At 62.3% G+C, this 18,356-nt stretch carries 16 protein-coding genes; 5 read left to right on the forward strand and 11 right to left on the reverse strand.

The window, feature by feature from the left end; all coding sequences use genetic code 11:
• Window positions 1-21: 21 nt before the first annotated feature.
• Genes gcvT through gcvP form a run of 3 tightly spaced genes read left to right on the forward strand, consistent with a single transcriptional unit; the run spans window position 22 to window position 4,404 of the window.
• Window positions 22-1,161 carry a glycine cleavage system aminomethyltransferase GcvT gene (gene gcvT / locus RTP54_RS08900; protein WP_312362018.1) on the forward strand — a complete coding sequence of 380 codons (1,140 nt, stop codon included), beginning with the start codon at window positions 22-24 and terminating at the stop codon, window positions 1,159-1,161.
• A 16-nt stretch (window positions 1,162-1,177) separates the two neighbouring features.
• On the forward strand, window positions 1,178-1,540 hold the full coding sequence (gene gcvH, locus RTP54_RS08905; RefSeq protein ID WP_025427112.1) for a glycine cleavage system protein GcvH: 363 nt from the start codon (window positions 1,178-1,180) through the stop codon (window positions 1,538-1,540).
• Complete coding sequence (gcvP, locus tag RTP54_RS08910; protein WP_112805009.1) at window positions 1,540-4,404, forward strand: aminomethyl-transferring glycine dehydrogenase; 2,865 nt, start codon at window positions 1,540-1,542, stop codon at window positions 4,402-4,404. The genes gcvH and gcvP overlap by 1 nt, the downstream gene beginning before the upstream one ends.
• 47 nt (window positions 4,405-4,451) lie before the next feature.
• On the opposite strand, the gene RTP54_RS08915 is transcribed toward gcvP, so the two are convergent.
• The 9 genes from RTP54_RS08915 to RTP54_RS08955 all read right to left on the reverse strand — a co-directional run bounded on the left by RTP54_RS08915 (window position 4,452) and on the right by RTP54_RS08955 (window position 13,622).
• The gene (locus RTP54_RS08915) at window positions 4,452-4,880 is read right to left on the reverse strand and encodes a response regulator (RefSeq protein WP_112805007.1); all 429 of its coding nucleotides are present in this window, start codon (window positions 4,878-4,880) and stop codon (window positions 4,452-4,454) included.
• A gap of 10 nt (window positions 4,881-4,890) precedes the next feature.
• The gene (locus RTP54_RS08920) at window positions 4,891-6,396 is read right to left on the reverse strand and encodes an ATP-binding protein (protein ID WP_312362021.1); all 1,506 of its coding nucleotides are present in this window, start codon (window positions 6,394-6,396) and stop codon (window positions 4,891-4,893) included.
• Window positions 6,397-6,489: 93 nt separating this feature from the next.
• On the reverse strand, window positions 6,490-6,882 hold the full coding sequence (gene sufA / locus RTP54_RS08925; protein ID WP_112805003.1) for a Fe-S cluster assembly scaffold SufA: 393 nt from the start codon (window positions 6,880-6,882) through the stop codon (window positions 6,490-6,492).
• A gap of 97 nt (window positions 6,883-6,979) precedes the next feature.
• Window positions 6,980-7,360, reverse strand: a complete 381-nt coding sequence (locus RTP54_RS08930) for an SUF system Fe-S cluster assembly protein (protein WP_112805001.1) — start codon at window positions 7,358-7,360, stop codon at window positions 6,980-6,982.
• A 71-nt stretch (window positions 7,361-7,431) separates the two neighbouring features.
• Window positions 7,432-8,673 carry a cysteine desulfurase gene (locus RTP54_RS08935; protein ID WP_312362023.1) on the reverse strand — a complete coding sequence of 414 codons (1,242 nt, stop codon included), beginning with the start codon at window positions 8,671-8,673 and terminating at the stop codon, window positions 7,432-7,434.
• 27 nt (window positions 8,674-8,700) lie between these two features.
• On the reverse strand, window positions 8,701-9,978 hold the full coding sequence (sufD, locus tag RTP54_RS08940; protein ID WP_312362025.1) for a Fe-S cluster assembly protein SufD: 1,278 nt from the start codon (window positions 9,976-9,978) through the stop codon (window positions 8,701-8,703).
• Window positions 9,979-10,000: 22 nt separating this feature from the next.
• Window positions 10,001-10,756 carry a Fe-S cluster assembly ATPase SufC gene (gene sufC, locus RTP54_RS08945; RefSeq protein ID WP_112804995.1) on the reverse strand — a complete coding sequence of 252 codons (756 nt, stop codon included), beginning with the start codon at window positions 10,754-10,756 and terminating at the stop codon, window positions 10,001-10,003.
• A gap of 77 nt (window positions 10,757-10,833) precedes the next feature.
• Entirely contained in the window at window positions 10,834-12,303 is a 1,470-nt protein-coding gene (gene sufB / locus RTP54_RS08950; protein WP_112804993.1) for a Fe-S cluster assembly protein SufB, read from the reverse strand.
• Between the two features lie 152 nt (window positions 12,304-12,455).
• Window positions 12,456-13,622: a cysteine desulfurase family protein gene (locus RTP54_RS08955; RefSeq protein WP_312362027.1), complete on the reverse strand. Its 1,167-nt coding sequence runs from the start codon at window positions 13,620-13,622 to the stop codon at window positions 12,456-12,458.
• Between the two features lie 222 nt (window positions 13,623-13,844).
• Here RTP54_RS08955 and RTP54_RS08960 point away from each other — a divergent pair, with 222 nt between their 5' ends.
• On the forward strand, window positions 13,845-14,522 hold the full coding sequence (locus tag RTP54_RS08960) for an alpha/beta hydrolase (protein ID WP_112804989.1): 678 nt from the start codon (window positions 13,845-13,847) through the stop codon (window positions 14,520-14,522).
• Window positions 14,523-14,540: 18 nt separating this feature from the next.
• Here the strand turns inward: RTP54_RS08960 and RTP54_RS08965 are convergent, their stop codons facing one another.
• Together RTP54_RS08965 and RTP54_RS08970 are read right to left on the reverse strand one after the other, a co-directional pair.
• The gene (locus RTP54_RS08965; RefSeq protein WP_312362030.1) at window positions 14,541-15,734 is read right to left on the reverse strand and encodes a GGDEF domain-containing protein; all 1,194 of its coding nucleotides are present in this window, start codon (window positions 15,732-15,734) and stop codon (window positions 14,541-14,543) included.
• A gap of 87 nt (window positions 15,735-15,821) precedes the next feature.
• Entirely contained in the window at window positions 15,822-16,970 is a 1,149-nt protein-coding gene (locus RTP54_RS08970) for an anhydro-N-acetylmuramic acid kinase (protein WP_312362032.1), read from the reverse strand.
• Window positions 16,971-17,095: 125 nt separating this feature from the next.
• Between RTP54_RS08970 and tyrS the strand changes: the two genes are divergently transcribed.
• A complete protein-coding gene (tyrS, locus tag RTP54_RS08975) occupies window positions 17,096-18,349 on the forward strand; it encodes a tyrosine--tRNA ligase (protein ID WP_312362034.1) in 1,254 nt (417 codons plus the stop codon).
• The last annotated feature ends 7 nt before the right edge of the window (window positions 18,350-18,356 follow it).

The raw sequence follows: 18,356 nt of genomic DNA on the forward strand, positions 1-18,356 counted from the left end.
CGCCAGACCTGGAGGCCGGAGTTGGAAGACATTTCCCATTTGAAACACACGCCGTTGCGCGCGCTGCACCTGTCGCTGGGTGCCCGCATGGTGCCCTTTGCCGGCTACGAAATGCCGGTGCAATATCCCGATGGCGTGATGAAGGAGCACCTGCATACGCGCACCGCGGCAGGCCTGTTCGACGTTTCGCACATGGGCCAGGTCATCGTTCGTCCGAAGTCCGGCAAGATCGAGGACGCGGCCCTTGCGCTGGAAAAGCTGGTGCCGGTGGACGTGCTCGGCCTTGGCGAAGGCCGCCAGCGCTATGCGATCTTCACCAATGCTGAAGGCGGCATTCTTGACGACCTGATGATCGCAAACCGTGGTGACCATATGTTCCTCGTGGTCAACGCCGCCTGCAAGGATGCCGATTTCGAGCATCTGCAGAAGGGCTTGTCGGATACCTGCGAAGTGACGATGCTCGAGGACCGGGCGCTGATCGCGCTGCAGGGTCCGCGTGCCGAAGCCGTGCTCGGCGAATTGTGGGCCGACGTCTCGGCCATGCGCTTCATGGACGTCGCGGAAGCCGACCTGCACGACGTCACCTGCATCATTTCGCGCTCCGGATACACCGGTGAAGACGGTTTCGAGATTTCCATTCCGACGGCATCCGCGGCTGATGTGACCCAGCGGCTGCTGGAACATCCCGATGTCAAGCCGATCGGCCTTGGCGCGCGCGATTCGCTGCGTCTCGAAGCCGGTCTTTGTCTCTATGGCAACGATATCGACACCACGACCACCCCGGTCGAAGGCGCCATCGAATGGGCGATGCAGAAGGCGCGGCGCGCCGGCGGCGCGCGCGAAGGCGGCTTCCCCGGTGCTGACCGCATTCTCGGCCAGTTCGCAGACGGTGCCACGCGCCGCCGTGTCGGCCTGAAGCCGGAAGGCCGCGCGCCCGTGCGCGGCGGTGCCAACCTGTTTGCCGACACCGAGGGCAAGACCCTCGTCGGCAAGGTCACTTCGGGCGGCTTCGGCCCCACGGTCGATGGCCCTGTCGCCATGGGCTATGTCGACACCACCCATACGGACAACGGGACGACCGTCTATGCGGAGGTGCGCGGCAAGTATCTGCCGGTCGCCGTCGCCGCCCTGCCCTTTGTCAAACAAACCTACAAACGCTGATCAGGAGAGAGCGCAAATGTTGAAGTTCACCGACGAACACGAGTGGCTGAAGGTCGAAGCAGGCGTCGCAACGGTCGGCATCACCGAACATGCGGCCGGCCAGCTCGGCGATCTCGTCTTTGTGGAACTGCCGGAAACGGGCTCCACCTTCGCCAAGGGCGACACGGCTGCAACCGTGGAATCCGTCAAGGCAGCTTCCGACGTCTATTGTCCACTTGATGGCGAAATCGTCGAAGTCAACCAGGCGATCGTCGACGACCCGTCGCTGGTCAACAGCGACCCGCAGGGCGCTGCCTGGTTCTTCAAGCTGAAACTCGCCGATCCGAACGCAGCCGACGCCCTTCTCGACGAAGCGGCCTACAAGGAGCTCGTCGCCTGATGAGCATGCCCAAGGACTTCACCTTTACCGACTACAAGCCGTATGACTTCGCCAATCGGCGTCATATCGGCCCGTCGCCGGCGGAAATGGATGAGATGCTGAAGGTCGTCGGTTATCCGTCGCTCGACGCTCTCATCGACGATACCGTGCCGCCGTCGATCCGTCAGAAGACGCCGCTCGCCTGGGGCGCGCCGATGACCGAGCGCGAAGCGCTCGACAAGATGCGCGAAACGGCGAACCGCAACCAGAAGCTCGTGTCGCTGATCGGCCAGGGCTACTACGGCACGATCACGCCGCCGGTGATCCAGCGCAACATCCTGGAAAACCCCGCCTGGTACACGGCCTACACGCCCTACCAGCCGGAAATCAGCCAGGGTCGCCTCGAAGCGCTGCTCAATTATCAGACCATGGTCTGCGACCTGACCGGCCTCGACGTCGCCAATGCCTCGCTGCTCGACGAAGCAACCGCTGCCGCCGAAGCCATGGCGATGGCCGAACGCGTGTCGAAATCGAAGGCCAAGGCCTTCTTCGTCGACGAGAGCTGCCACCCGCAGACGATCGCGCTTTTGAAGACCCGCGCCGAGCCGCTCGGCTGGCAGATCGTCATCGGCAATCCGTTCACCGATCTCGATCCGGTCGACGTTTTCGGCGCCATCTTCCAGTATCCGGGCACCTACGGCCATGTGCATGATTTCACCGGCCTGATCGCCCGCCTGCACCAGACCGGCGCGATCGCAACGGTCGCTGCCGATCCGCTGGCGCTGGCACTCCTGAAATCGCCCGGCGAGATGGGTGCGGATATCGCCATCGGCTGCACCCAGCGCTTCGGCGTTCCTGTCGGCTACGGTGGCCCGCACGCCGCCTACATGGCCGTCAAGGACGCACATAAGCGTTCGATGCCGGGTCGTCTCGTCGGCGTCTCGGTCGATGCGCGCGGCAACCGCGCCTATCGCCTGTCGCTGCAGACCCGCGAACAGCATATCCGCCGCGAAAAGGCGACGTCGAACATCTGCACCGCGCAGGTTCTGCTCGCCGTCATGGCATCGATGTACGCCGTTTTCCATGGACCGAAGGGTATCAAGGCGATCGCCCAGAGCGTTCACCAGAAGACCGTTCGTCTGGCCATGGGCCTTGAAAAGCTCGGCTACACCGTCGAGCCCGACGTGTTCTTCGACACGATCACCGTCGATGTCGGCAAGCTGCAGGGCATCATCCTCAAGACTGCCGTCGCCGAGGAAGTGAACCTGCGCAAGATCGGCGAAACCAGGATCGGCATCAGCCTCGACGAGCGTTCGCGCCCCGTCACGCTCGAAGCCGTCTGGCGCGCCTTCGGCGGCGACTTCAAGGTGGAAGAGTTCGAGCCGGGCTACCGCCTGCCGCAGCCGCTGCTGCGCACCAGCGAGTACCTGACGCACCCGATCTTCCACATGAACCGCGCCGAAAGCGAAATGACACGGTACATCCGTCGTCTTTCCGACCGCGACCTCGCGCTCGACCGCGCGATGATCCCGCTCGGCTCCTGCACGATGAAGCTCAACGCGACCGCCGAGATGCTGCCGATCACCTGGCCGGAATTTGCCGAAATCCATCCCTTCGTTCCGAAGGATCAGGCAGCCGGCTACCAGCACATGATCGAGGACCTGTCGGAGAAGCTCTGCGCCGTTACCGGCTATGACGCGATCTCGATGCAGCCGAACTCCGGTGCGCAAGGCGAGTACGCCGGTCTCCTGACGATCCGCGCCTACCATCTGGCGCAGGGCAACGAACACCGTGACGTCTGCCTGATCCCGACCTCGGCCCACGGTACCAATCCTGCCTCCGCGCAGATGGCCGGCATGAAGGTCGTCGTCATCAAGGTGAGCGACAACGGCGACATCGACATGGACGATTTCCGTGCGAAAGCCGAGCAGTACGCGGAAAACCTCTCGTGCTGCATGATCACCTATCCCTCGACGCACGGCGTGTTCGAGGAAAATGTGCGTGAGGTCTGCGAGATCGTGCACAAGCACGGCGGCCAGGTCTATATGGACGGCGCCAACATGAACGCCATGGTCGGCCTTGCCCGTCCCGGCGACATCGGCTCCGACGTCAGCCACCTCAACCTGCACAAGACCTTCTGCATTCCGCATGGCGGCGGCGGTCCCGGCATGGGCCCGATCGGCGTCAAGGCGCATCTGGCACCCTACCTGCCCGGCCACCCGGAAACGGACGGCAATGACGGCGCGGTTTCGGCGGCGCCCTTCGGCTCGGCCTCGATCCTGCCGATCTCCTGGAGCTACTGCCTGATGATGGGCGGTGAAGGCCTGACGCAGGCGACCAAGGTGGCGATCCTCAACGCCAACTACATCGCTGCCCGGCTCAAGGGCGCCTATGAGGTGCTCTACAAGTCGTCCAAGGGCCGCGTCGCGCATGAGTGCATCATCGACACCCGTCCGCTGGTCGAAAGCGCCGGCGTGACCGTCGACGACGTTGCCAAGCGCCTGATCGACTGCGGTTTCCACGCTCCGACCATGAGCTGGCCGGTTGCCGGCACGCTGATGATCGAGCCGACGGAATCGGAAACCAAGGCTGAGATCGACCGCTTCTGCGAGGCGATGCTGGCAATCCGCGAGGAAGCCCGCGCCATCGAGGAAGGCCGGATGGACAAGCTGAACAATCCGCTGAAGAACGCTCCGCACACGGTCGAAGACCTGGTCGGCGATTGGGATCGCCCCTATTCGCGCGAACAGGCCTGCTACCCGCCGGGCGCCTTCCGGGTCGACAAGTACTGGTCGCCGGTCAACCGCGTCGACAATGTCTTCGGTGACCGCAATCTCGTCTGCACCTGCCCGCCGCTGGAAAGCTACGCGGAAGCAGCCGAATAGGCCTGAAAACAGCGGGGCGCGCCACGATGGCGCGCCCCGTTTTCACTCTACTGGTGAAGCATCGCACCGCCGGGCGGCAACGTGTTGTCGATCCAGAAGCGAACGAAGGCTTCGGCGAACTGCCGGTAGCCCGAAAGCGATGACGGCTTGGCCGCATAGGCGTTCGCCCCGGCCTTGTAAGACCTGACGACGTCGCTCGGATTGGTCGACGAGGTCAGAACGATGACCGGCACCACCGCTGTACCCTCATTGGAGCGTATGCGCCTCAACAGCTCCATTCCGTCGATCCCGGGCATCTTGATATCGAGAAGCACATAGTCGAAGTGCTCACGCTGCATGCGCAGCACCGCCTCGTCGGCATGGATGACATGAACGACATCGAGTGTATCGTCTGTCTGCGATAGCGCGCGCGTGACGAAACGCGCGTCGTGCACGTCGTCTTCCACCACAAGCAATCGCTTCGGTGACTTGGCCAAGCCGCTCGCCTTATCTCGTCTTCCGCATGCGTTTCGGAAGGGTCACCACAAATCGTGCGCCCTCGGTAAAGCCCGTGTCAAGACGGATCGATCCATTGTGGCTTTCCACGATCCGTTTTGCGAGCGCAAGGCCGATGCCGGTGCCCCCATAGATGCTCTCGTCCTGATGCAGCCGCTGGAACACTTCGAAGATGCGCAGCGCGAATCGCGGGTCGATGCCGATACCATTGTCCTCGACCACAAGTTCGACATGCTGGCCGGCCGCGCGCCCACTGACGCGCACGATGGGCCGGCGATGCGGATGACGATACTTGATGGCGTTTCCGACAAGGTTCTGCACCAATCGGCGCAAGAGTTCCGGGTCGCCGTGCACCTTCGGCAAGGGAGCGATCTCGAACGTCACATCCGCTTCGCGGGCGTGGCTGCCGAGGACGCCGAGCGTGTCGGCAACGATATCATCAAGGTCGACCTCCGACCACGCGGTGATCTGGTAGGCGATCTGGGCATAGTCGAGCAGGCTGTCGATCACGCGGGTCATGCGCCTGGCGCTTTCGCGCAAATGCCGGGCGCTCGCCGCGACTTCTTCCTGGTTGCCAGCCGCAAGCTCGTCCTCGATCATCTCCGAGAACATCGAAATGTGGCGCAGCGGCGCCTTCAGGTCATGGGAAACCGTTGCCGTGAACTGATCGAGCGCTTCGTTCTTGTGCTGCAACTCCTGCCGCTGACGCTCGAGCGCGAGTTCCGCCCGCTTCAATTCGGTGACGTCGACGCGAAGGACGACCGTGTTGCCGTCCTTGGTCTTGATATTCTCGACCCGCAGCCACCGGTCGTCGGCGTACCGATAGATCTTGGCGCGGTTGTCCGGTTGGCGGAAGTCCTGCATGCGGTGCGCCATCCAGGCCGGCCAGTCCGGACTATCCGGCAAGGCGTCGGGATAGTGGCTGTTCTCTTGCGCAATCTGAAGGATCTCTTCGGCGGTGATGCCGGGGCGAATGAGCGGGCCCGCCGGGCCACAGATCGTCACATAGGCGCGGTTATAGACCAGAAGCCGCTCCTGCGCATCGAAGATCGCGAACCCTTCGGGCATGGCATCGAGCGCAGCATCGAGCATGTCGGATGCCTGCTGTTTTTCCTGCACTGCCCTGGCAAGGTCGGACACGTCGCGAATGATGCCGATCAGCGCCAGTTCCTTGCCATCTGCATCGATCAGCGGCGTCGTGCGCAAATGCCCGGAGAAGGTCGATCCGTCGCGCCGGATGTAGCTGTAGGTCGAGGTCCGGGCGATCCGCTCGTCGACCCCGGCTGCGCGATTGTGCAGGCGGCGCGCATATTCTTGGTCGTCGGCGTAGATGAGGCGCGCCGGTTGGCCGATGAAGGCATCGACAGGATAGCCGAACTTGGCAAGTGCGGCCGGGTTGGCGGAGCGGATGACCCGCCCGGCGTCGAGGATGATCACCGGATCGGGGAAAGTCTCATAGAGCGCTTTGAAGACAAGCTCCTCGCCGAACGTCGTCACGCTCCGTCTCCCCCAGCCACGCCGCCGCATATCAGCAGAAAAAAGGCCCGGCGAAAACCCGGGCCTGCACTCTCGATGACGCTATTGCTGGTATCAGTTCGCCCGCACCACGGCCTCGCCGCTTGCCGCAAGCGCTGCCAGATCGGCCGGCTTCAGCTCGACCGATTCGCCACACCCGCAGGCCGACGTCTGGTTGGGGTTGTTGAAGGTGAAGCCAGAGCGAAGCGTGGTCACCTCGAAATCCATCTGCGTGCCGAGCAGGTAAAGTACCGCCTCCGGCGCGACCCAGACCTTGGCGCCATCGCGCTCGATCAGATCGTCCTTCGGATTGGGTTCCTTGACGAGATCCACCGCATATTCCATGCCGGCGCAGCCGCCCTTCTTGATGCCGACACGAATGCCCAGGGCATCTTCACCGGCATTTTCCACAATCGCCCGAACGCGCCCGGCGGCCGCCTCGGTCAAGCTCATCACGGCAAAGCCCATCGGCTCTTCTCCTTGTCGCCACCGGGGTTAAGGCCCGGCGCCTTCCAGAATCAAATGTAGTGCCCGTAGCTTAACGGATCAATATGGCACCGGCCGGTCAGTACCAGCCGATCGCCACCTGTGCCTCTTCCGACATGCGGTCCGGTGTCCACGGCGGATCGAAGGTCATCGCGACCTCGACGCCCGACACGCCTTCGACGGCGCCGACGGCATTTTCAACCCAGCCCGGCATCTCGCCGGCAACGGGGCAACCCGGAGCCGTCAGCGTCATGTCGATCTTGACCATGCGGTCGTCTTCGATGTCGATTTTGTAGATCAGGCCGAGTTCGAAGATGTCAGCCGGGATTTCCGGGTCGTAGACCGTCTTCAGGGCACTGATGATGTCGTCGCTCAGGCGCGCCAGCTCTTCGGCCGGGATGGCCGAATGCACGATGCCCTCGCGCACGTCGATCTTGTCTTCCGTTGCATCCAGGCTCATGTCGGCCTCCTAGACTTTCTGTTTCGGTTCAGATGCTTGCGCAGAGTTTCCAAACCATATTTTGAATTCGCTCAGGCGAAGAACTTGCGGGCATGCTCCAGCGCGTCGGCCAGGGCATCCACTTCGGCGCGTGTATTATAGAGCCCGAAGGATGCGCGGCATGTGGAGGTGACGCCGAAGCGTTTCAAGAGCGGCTGCGCACAATGCGTGCCGGCACGCACGGCCACTCCGGCGCGGTCGATCACCGTCGAGATATCATGGGCGTGAACGCCAGCAATCTCGAAGGAGAAGATGCTGCCCTTGTCGGGCGTATCGCCGAATACCTTCAGCGAATTGATCCGCGACAGGCGCTCGCGCGCATAGGCGGTCAGGTCGGCTTCATGCCTTGTGATCGCTGCCCGGCCGATCTTTTCCATGTAGTCGAGGGCATAGCCAAGGCCGATCGCCTGGACGATCGGCGGCGTGCCCGCCTCGAAACGGTGCGGCGGATCGTTGTAGGTAATGCGGTCTTCCGTCACTTCCTCGATCATTTCGCCGCCGCCCATGAACGGGCGCATTTCCTTCAGCCGGTCCATCTTGCCGTACAGCACGCCGATGCCGGAGGGCCCGTAGAGCTTGTGACCGGTCATCACGTACCAGTCGCAATCGATATCCTGGACGTCGACAGGCATGTGTACGGCGCCCTGGCTGCCGTCGACCAGGACGGGAATGCCGCGCTCGCGGGCGATGCGGCAGATCTCCTTGACCGGGACCACTGTGCCCAGAGCATTCGACATATGGGTGATGGCGATGAGCTTGGTACGCTCGGTCAGGCACTTGACGAAATCTTCGATGTGGAACGCGCCGTCATCGTCGATCGGCGCCCAGACCAGCTTTGCGCCCTGGCGTTCCCTGATGAAATGCCATGGCACGATGTTGGAGTGGTGCTCCATGATCGACAGCACGATCTCATCACCCTCACCGAGCTTCGGCATGCCGTAGCCATAGGCGACCGTGTTGATCGCCTCGGTCGAGGATTTGGTGAAGATGATGTTGTCGGCCGATGGCGCATTCAGGAAGCGGCGCACCTTTTCGCGCGACGCTTCATAGGCCTCGGTGGCGGCATTCGAGAGAAAATGCAGGCCGCGATGCACGTTGGCGTATTCGTTGGCGTAGGCATGGCTCACTGCGTCGATGACGACCTGCGGCTTCTGCGCCGATGCGCCGTTGTCGAGGTAGACAAGCGGCTTGCCATAGACGGTCCGCGACAGGATGGGAAAATCCCTGCGGATCGCTTCGACGTCGTAGGCGGGCACCGGCACAGTGTGTTCCATGTCATACAATCCAATCAGACGCGCCGATCAGGCGTGCTTGTCGAGCCAGGTCGAGATCACGCTTTCCAGCGCTTCGACCAGCGGTTCGTCGTCAAGTTCTTCGACGATCTCGGCGACGAAGGCGTTGACGAGCATGGCCCGTGCCTTGTTTTCCGGGATGCCGCGCGCCATCAGGTAGAAGAGCTGCGTGTGGTCGATATCGGCAACGGTGGCGCCGTGGCCGCACTGAACGTCGTCTGCGAAGATCTCAAGCTCGGGCTTGGCCGACAGGTCGGCATCGTCCGAAAGCAAGAGCGTGTTGCACGCCATCTTCGCGTCGGTCTTCTGCGCATCCTTGGCCACCAGGATCTTGCCCTGGAACACGCCCTTGGCGCGGTCGAAAACGACGTTGCGGATGACTTCAGTCGACGTAGTGTGCGGCACGTTGTGACCGAGCGTGAAGGTCACGTCCGTGTGGCTTTCGCCGCCGAGCAGGTTGATGCCGCGCAGCTTGAAGTCGGCGCCCTCGCCGCTCGTCTTGCCGTGGATCTCCTGGCGAACCAGCTTGCCGCCCGCATTGATGATGAACAGGTGCAGCTTGGCATCGGCAGCGAGATCGAAGCGGATCTGGCCGAGATGGGTATCGGCCGCACCCTGCTGCTGCAGGATGATCCAGGTGATGTCGGCACCTTCGCCAACGGTGATGTCGCTGACCGACGAGATCAGGCTCTCCGCGGCATTGGTCGACAGGTGGCGCTCGATCACGGTCGCCTTGGTGTTTGCACCGAAGGAGACCGGGAAGCGCGTATGCGCCTGGCCAAGGCTCTGCACCAGCTGGATTTCCAGCGGGTCTTCGAGTTCGGTTCCATCCGCGATCGAAAGTTCCAGTCCGCCACGCACGAGGCCGCCATTGATGCGGCCGATGGCGTCGTCCGAGCCGAGTACGGCAAGGCCGGCCGCAGCAGAGCCGTCGAGCAGGCTGTCCGTGTAGGAGCGGATCGTCACGCCTTCAGGCGCATTGCCCTTGAAATCGGCATGGCCGTTGCGCACAGAAAACACGGTGGCGCCCGAAACGAGAGCCTCGACGCGCTCGGCGAAAGCCGAGGGGTCGGCAGCCGGCACGGCGCGAAGCAGCGTGCGAAGGTCCGTGTAGTGCCAGGATTCGACACGGCGGGTCGGAAGGCCAGCCGTCTTCAGTTCGTGCACCAAGGTGTCACGAACCGAAAGCACTGCGCCGTCGCCGGGCAGATCGCCGATCTGTGCCGTATAGGCATCGACGAGCGCCGTTTCCGCCGCCGTCATCTTGATTGCCTGTTGCATATTCATTCGAACACTCCTTCAACAGGCCCTAGGCTGCAGCTTCGATGATGTCAGCGTAGCCGTTGGCTTCGAGTTCGTGTGCAAGCGTCTTGTCGCCCGACTTGATGACCTGGCCCTTGTAGAGGACGTGGACAGTGTCCGGTACGATATAGTCGAGCAGGCGCTGGTAGTGAGTGATGACGATCACGGCGCGGTCGGGCGAACGCAATGCGTTGACGCCGTCGGCAACGATCTTCAGGGCGTCGATGTCGAGACCGGAATCGGTTTCGTCGAGCACGCACAGCTTGGGCTCGAGCAGCGCCATCTGCAGGATTTCGGCGCGCTTCTTCTCACCGCCGGAGAAGCCGACGTTGAGCGGGCGACGCAGCATTTCCGGAGCGATCTTCAGCTCGGCTGCGGCTTCCTTGACGCGGCGCATGAATTCCGGCGTCGTCAGCTCGTCTTCGCCGCGGTACTTGCGCTGCTCGTTCATCGCCACCTTGAGGAACTGCATGGTGGCAACGCCCGGAATTTCGACCGGGTACTGGAAAGCGAGGAAGATGCCCTTGGCGGCGCGCTCGGAAGCTTCCAGCTCAAGGATGTTCTCGCCGTTGTAAAGGATCTCGCCTTCAGTCACTTCATAGTCTTCGCGACCCGACAGGATGTAGGACAGCGTCGACTTGCCGGAGCCGTTCGGGCCCATGATGGCGGCGACTTCGCCGGCCTTCACGGTCAGGTTCAGGCCACGGATGATTTCGGTGCCGTCTTCGGCGATACGGGCGTGCAGGTTCTTGATTTCAAGCATTTCTATCGTCCTCTTGGGAAACGAACGTCTGTTTGCGCGCAAGGCAATGCGCGCCATTCAATTATGGTGTCGCAGCCTTAGCCAACCGAGCCTTCGAGCGAGATGCCAATCAGCTTCTGCGCTTCGACGGCAAATTCCATCGGCAGCTCCTGGATGACTTCCTTGACGAAGCCGTTGACGATCAGCGCGATCGCCGCCTCGGTCGGGATGCCGCGCTGCAGGCAGTAGAACAGCTGGTCCTCGGAGATCTTCGAGGTCGTCGCTTCGTGCTCGAACTGTGCCGTCGAGTTCTTCGCCTCGATGTAGGGCACAGTATGCGCGCCGCACTTGTCGCCGATCAGCAGCGAATCGCACTGGGTGAAGTTGCGGGCGTTCTCAGCCTTGCGGTGGGCCGAAACCTGGCCGCGATAGGTGTTTTCCGAAACGCCGGCAGCGATGCCCTTGGAGACGATGCGGCTCGACGTATTCTTGCCGAGGTGGATCATCTTGGTGCCCGAGTCGATCTGCTGGTGACCGTTCGAGACGGCGATCGAGTAGAACTCGCCGCGCGAACCGTCGCCGCGCAGAATGCAGGACGGGTACTTCCAGGTGATCGCCGAACCGGTTTCCACCTGGGTCCAGGAGATCTTGGAGTTCTTGCCGCGGCAATCGCCACGCTTGGTGACGAAGTTGTAGATGCCGCCCTTGCCGTCCTTGTCGCCCGGATACCAGTTCTGGACCGTCGAGTACTTGATCTCGGCGTCATCCAGCGCGATCAGTTCGACAACGGCAGCATGCAACTGGTTTTCGTCGCGCTGCGGCGCCGTGCAGCCTTCGAGATACGACACGTAGGCATTGTCTTCGGCGATAATCAGCGTGCGCTCGAACTGACCGGTGTTCTTCTCGTTGATACGGAAGTAGGTCGACAGTTCCATCGGGCAACGAACGCCCTTCGGCACGAACACGAACGAGCCATCGGTGAAGACGGCGGAGTTGAGTGTCGCGTAATAGTTGTCGGTCGTCGGCACAACGGTGCCGAGATACTTCTTGATGAGATCGGGATGTTCGCGGATGGCTTCCGAGATCGACATGAAGATCACGCCGGCCTTCTTCAGCTCTTCCTTGAAGGTCGTGACGACGGAAACGCTGTCGAAGACGGCGTCGACGGCGATCTTCGACTTCTGCACGCCGGCCAGCATTTCCTGTTCTTTCAGGGGAATGCCGAGCTTCTCGTAGACCTTCAGGATTTCCGGGTCGACTTCGTCGAGCGACTTCGGACCCGTCGTGCCCTTCGGCGCGGCGTAGTAATAGAGGTCGTTGAAGTCGATCTTCGGATAGTTGACGCGCGCCCAGGTCGGCTCTTCCATCGTCAGCCAGCGGCGATAGGCGTCAAGACGCCATTCGAGCATCCATTCCGGCTCGTTTTTCTTGGCGGAGATGAAACGGATGATATCCTCGGAAAGGCCCTTCGGTGCCTTCTCGACTTCGATGGTCGTCTCGAATCCGTATTTGTACTGGTCCACGTCGATCTGACGGACCTGATCAATGGTCTCCTGCACGGCAGGCATGTCGTTCTCCAATCTTTCCGGATCCAAGGTCCGGCAGCTTGTCAACACGATGCGAACTTGGCGCACCGCTTATGTAATGGCTAAAAGGCGCTTTTCACCCCATTCGCCAAGCGGAAAATTGCTTTTCCGCAATTTCGTTCAACCGCACGTTCTCATGCGGCCTGACCTGTTGTCCGGCGCCTTGCGGCGACCTTGGCGAACACCGCGGCGCAGCGATCGATGTCGGCTTCGGTCGTTGCCGGTCCGATCGAGATGCGCAACGCGCCCTGGCGCGGGTCGTAGCCCATCGCCGTCAGCACGTGGCTCTGGCCGACCTTGCCGGACGAGCACGCCGAACCCGCCGATAGTGCCACGCCCTCCAGATCGAATGCGATCTGCCCCGTTTCCGCCTTCATGCCTGGAAGCGTGAAGAAGATGGTGTTGCCAACGCGCGAAACGTCGCAGCCATGGATAACCACATCCGGCGCCGACGTCCGCATGTCCTGCTCGAGGCGGTCGCGAAGCGCTGTGACCGATCTCATTCGGTCCGTCAACTGATCTGCGACCTTGCGGGCAGCAGCTGCAAAGCCTGCGATCGCAACGGCGTTCTCCGTACCCGACCTATGGCCCTTTTCCTGACCGCCGCCGCGGATCAACGGCGCTGGCATCATGATCTCGCCGCGGGCGACAAGCGCGCCTGCCCCTTTCGGGCCGCCCATCTTGTGCGAGGAGATGATCAGGAAATCCGCGCCCAGCTCTTCGATCGAAAGCGCCAGCCGTCCGGCCGCCTGAACCGCGTCCACCACCAGTATACCGCCATGGCCGCGAACAATCTCGGCAATCTCGGCAACGGGCTGAACAATTCCGGTTTCGTTGTTGACCAGCATCGCCGCGACCATCGGCAGCCCGCTATCGCGATCGTGGGCACCAAGCAGGCCACGCAGGGCTTCGAGGTCGACGATCCCCGCGGCGGTCACCGGGATCTCGGTGACGTTCTCGCGCGCAAAGCGTCCGCCTTCGCGCACCGCCGGATGCTCGATCGCCGAAGCGTAGAGCCGGCCGATCTTCAGCGCCGTGCGCCCCATGCGAAAATCGGGAGTGAGCACCGTGTTGGCCGCCTCTGTGGCGCCGCTGGTAAAGATCACGCTCGCGGCCCTCGCGCCGCAAAGGGTGGCGATGTCGCGGCGGGCATTTTCGATCAACGTGCGGACAATTCGGCCCTCGCCGTGGACCGAGGACGGATTGCCGGTGACGTCGAGCGCAGACAGGCACGCGTCGCGCGCTTCGGCAAGAAGCGGGGCCGTGGCGTTCCAGTCCATATAGATGCGCGAGGTCGACATAATTTCCTTCGCTAGAACAATAGGCTCATCGCAGACAACCGCCGACGATGCATTTTCCTTGAATTTTCCGCACCGCTTGCCTTATGAGACGAAACACGGCGGAATGCCCGCATAGAAGTTTTGAACGGTTCTAAACTAGGTTTTAGAAAAGCTGAGTGCTTGCGTCAAGACTCATCGCGATCCGAAACCAAGATTCGAACCAGGAACACCCCCGGAGAGCCAATGCCCGAAATTATCTTCAACGGACCTGCCGGCCGCCTCGAAGGCCGCTATCAGCCTTCGAAGCAGAAAAGCGCCCCGATCGCCATCATCCTGCACCCGCATCCGCAGTTCGGCGGCACGATGAACAACCAGATCGTCTATCAGCTCTTCTACATGTTCCAGAAGCGCGGCTTTACGACGCTGCGCTTCAATTTCCGGGGCATCGGCCGCAGCCAGGGCGAATTCGATCACGGCGCCGGCGAGCTTTCGGATGCTGCATCGGCGCTCGACTGGGTGCAGAGCCTGCACCCAGATTCGAAGAGCTGTTGGGTTGCCGGCTATTCCTTCGGTGCCTGGATCGGTATGCAGCTCCTGATGCGCCGCCCCGAGATCGAAGGCTTCATGGCCGTAGCACCTCAGCCCAACACCTATGACTTCTCGTTCCTGGCGCCCTGCCCGTCCTCCGGTCTCATCATCAACGGTGATTCGGACAAGGTGGCGCCCGAGAAGGACGTGAACGGACTGGTCGAGAAGCTGAAGGCGCAGAAGGGTATTCTCATTACCCACAAGACGGTGCCTGGCGCCAACCACTTCTTCAACGGCCAGGTCGAAAACCTGATGGCGGAATGCGAGGATTACCTCGACCGTCGCCTGAACGGCGAGTTGACGCCGGAACCGGCAGCCAAGCGCATCCGTTGATCAAGATCCGGGCGGTCCTCAGGGCCGCCCGATCCATTGTGGCACCAAAGGGTTGACCACAGTCTGCGGCGCATCTGCGCATTCGACGCGATTGCGACCGTTTTCCTTTGCTGCGTAGAGAGCCTTGTCCGCCCGCTGCATCGCCTGCTCCAGCGGTTCGCCCTCGGCAATGGCTGCAACGCCGAAACTCGCCGTTATCCGCGCCTGTTCTGCAAGGCCATCGATCTTCTGCGACATCATGGCAGCGCGCATGCCATGCGCCACCACGCGTGCCTCCTCCAGATCGGTGGAGGGTAGGAACACCGCGAATTCCTCGCCACCGAGACGGCCCGCGACCGCGCGGTTCGGCATGACCTCGCTCAGCACCCGGGCAAACTGGCGGATGACCTCGTCGCCGGTGTGGTGCCCATAACTGTCGTTGACCTGCTTGAACCGGTCGAGGTCGGCCAGGATCAGGGTGCCGGCCGGCCGGCCCGGCTGGAGCATGGGAGTGACGCGCTCGATAAAGCCGCGACGGTTGTAGAGCCCGGAAAGAAGGTCGATTTCCGAGCGCGCGCGCGCATCGTCGACGATGTCCTTGATCATGACGCCGAGCATGGCAAGGCCGGTACCGACGATCAGCATGGCGCCGAGCGCCTGGGAGACCAGCGCGAACGGGCTCGAAACATAGTCCTGGGCCGTGGTTCCCGATCCGGCGGCGACGGCGATATACACCTTCAGGGCGCAATAGCCGGCGGTCAGGACCAGCAGCGAAAGCAGGATCCAGTCGGCTGCCGACCGGCGCCTCGATCGCCACACGGCCGTCGCTGACCACGCCTGAATGATAAAGAACGGAAGCTGATAGAGAACGGCGTGCTGCAGCGTGCCGCGCTGCATGGGGTAGATCACCAGATCGAGTGCCACCGAAGCCAGGAAGAATGCGACCAGTACCTGCCAGCTCGCCGGTACCCGGTAGAAAAGGCCGAGACCGAAGCGCAGCAGGCAGAATCCTGCCAGCATTGTGGCGAAGGCGCTGATGGCGAAAAAGCGCGGGAACGACGTGAAGGGCACGACGGTTTCAAACACGGCAGCCAACGACGCAACGGCAAAGCCGGCGGCGCAATACTGCGCGGCCTGGCGCGACCGGCTCTTGGCCGCGGTCACCAGAAACGCTGCCGTGAACAATTGTGCGATGACAAAGTTCACGATCAGCAGAGAAATCGCACCACCCATCGACGGAACCCGAATTGTCTGTACGCGGCGGACACTATCGGCGGTAGGCGAAAATTTGATTAATCACCCGGTATCACAACTTGCTGTTCAAGCGGTTTCGCTCCGCCTGCTTCCGCGAGCAAGCGTGCCGCCACTGACGGGCCTGCGCACGCCGGTCGTTCCGGGATAGGTGAGCGGCAATCCTTCGAGTGAGCGGACTGCGAGATAGGCCCACGCCTCCGCCTCCATCGAATCACCGTTGAAGCCGACGGCCTCCGCCGCCAGCACATCGGCGCCATGAATTTTCGCCTCGGATGCCAGGTCCCGCATGATCACCGGATTGAGCCGGCCGCCGCCACACACGATGTATGTCCGGGGCGTCGCTGGCAGGTGGCGAGCGGATTTGACGATCGCCGCCGCCGTCACATAGACAAGTGTGCGCGCGCCGTCCTCGAGGCTGGCGTCCAGTCCCTGTGGCGGCGCGAAATCGTTACGATCGAGCGATCGGCGCGTGGTTGCCGAGAAAAACGGGTTGAGCAGATAGCGCTGGGCCAGATCTGGCAGCACCGCGCCTTCGCTGGCGATCATCCCGCCCTGGTCGAAGGGAATGCCTGCATGCGCTTCGACCCATTGATCGATCAATGTGTTGCCGGGGCCGCTATCATAGGCGACGAGCCCATCATCCGCGCCGATGAAGGTCAGATTGGAAATGCCGCCGATATTGACGAAGACCACCGGCGCGACAAGCGCTGCGGTTGCGGCCGCACCGCGGGCGAGCGCTGCATGATAGGCAGGGATCAGCGGTGCGCCCTGGCCGCCATGCTCCATGTCGTTGGCGCGCATGTCGTAGACGACGTCGATCCCTGTTTCCCGGGCAAGCAGCGACCCGTCGCCGATCTGGACTGTCAAGGCTTCGTCGGGACGGTGAAGCACGGTTTGCCCGTGGAAACCGATCACATCCACATTCTCTCTCGAAATGTTGTTTTTCTTTAAGAAAGCCTCGATGGCTTCGGCGTGCCTGAGGGTCAGATCCTGTTCGAGAGCGGTCAGGCTGCCGGGCCGCTGTTTGCGGCTCGTGATCGACTTTGCCTCATTCAAGCCCTGTTTCAACCGGTCACGAAAGCCCGCTTCATAGGCGTATCCGTCGGCTGGCCCGCGCTCGACGAGCCTGTCGCCATCGGTGCGCAGCAGCGCTACGTCGATCCCGTCCATGCTCGTGCCGCTCATCAAACCGATCGCGGTCATGATCTTGCCCATGCAATTCCTCCAAGGCGTTGCCTGTCTACATAGCAAAAACATCGGCCAAGCAAAGACGTGCACTTTTTGCCAAACAGTGCTAAACGCCGCGCGCAGACGTTCTACCCAGCCGAAAGAGACAGGTCATGTCCGAGTTCAAGTCCGATTTCCTCCACACCCTCAGCGAGCGCGGTTTCATTCATCAGAGTTCCGATGACGCCGGCCTCGACCAGCTGTTCCGGACGGAGACCGTGACTGCCTATATCGGCTTCGACCCGACGGCGCCGAGCCTTCACGCCGGCGGCCTCATCCAGATCATGATGCTGCACTGGTTGCAGGCGACCGGCCACCGGCCGATTTCGCTGATGGGCGGCGGCACCGGCATGGTCGGCGACCCGTCCTTCAAGGACGAAGCCCGCCAGCTGATGACGCCAGCGACCATCGACGCCAACATCGCCAGCATCAAGACGGTGTTTTCCAACTACCTGACCTACGGCGACGGCCCCAAGGACGCGTTGATGATCAACAACGCCGACTGGCTGCTTGGCATCAACTACCTCGAATTCCTGCGCGACGTCGGCCGTCACTTCTCGGTCAACCGCATGCTGTCGTTCGACAGCGTCAAGACGCGGCTCGAGCGCGAGCAGTCGCTGTCGTTCCTCGAATTCAACTACATGATCCTGCAGGCCTACGATTTCGTCGAGCTGCACAAGCGCACCGGCTGCCGCTTGCAGATGGGCGGTTCGGACCAGTGGGGCAACATCGTCAACGGTATCGACCTCGGTCACCGCATGGGCACGACGCAACTCTACGCGCTCACCTCACCGCTGCTGACGACATCGTCGGGCGCCAAGATGGGCAAATCGGTCAACGGCGCCATCTGGCTCAACCCGGACATGCTGTCGGCCTATGATTTCTGGCAGTACTGGCGCAACACCGAAGACGCCGACGTGACGCGCTTCCTGAAGCTCTACACGACCCTGCCGATGGCGGAGATCGCGCGACTTTCGCAGCTCGGCGGTTCGGAAATCAACGAGGTCAAGAAGATCCTTGCGACCGAGATCACCGCCATGCTGCACGGCCGCGCTGCGGCCGAACAGGCGGCGGAAACCGCGCGCAAGACCTTCGAGGAAGGTGCCGTCTCCGACAACCTGCCGTCGATCGACGTGGCAGCTGCGGATCTTGAGGCCGGCATTGGCCTTTTGTCGCTGGTCGTGCGCGCCGGGCTTGCCGCATCCAATGGTGAGGCACGCCGTCACGTCCAGGGCGGCGCCGTGCGCATCAACGACGAGGCCGTCAGCGACGAGCGCCGGCTGATCGGCAGTGGCGACGTCACCGCGGATGGTATCGTCAAGCTGTCGCTCGGCAAGAAGAAGCACATCCTCGTTCGCCCGACATAAAGGCCGG

This window comes from Ensifer sp. (assembly GCF_031989085.1).
GTDB lineage: Bacteria > Pseudomonadota > Alphaproteobacteria > Rhizobiales > Rhizobiaceae > Ensifer.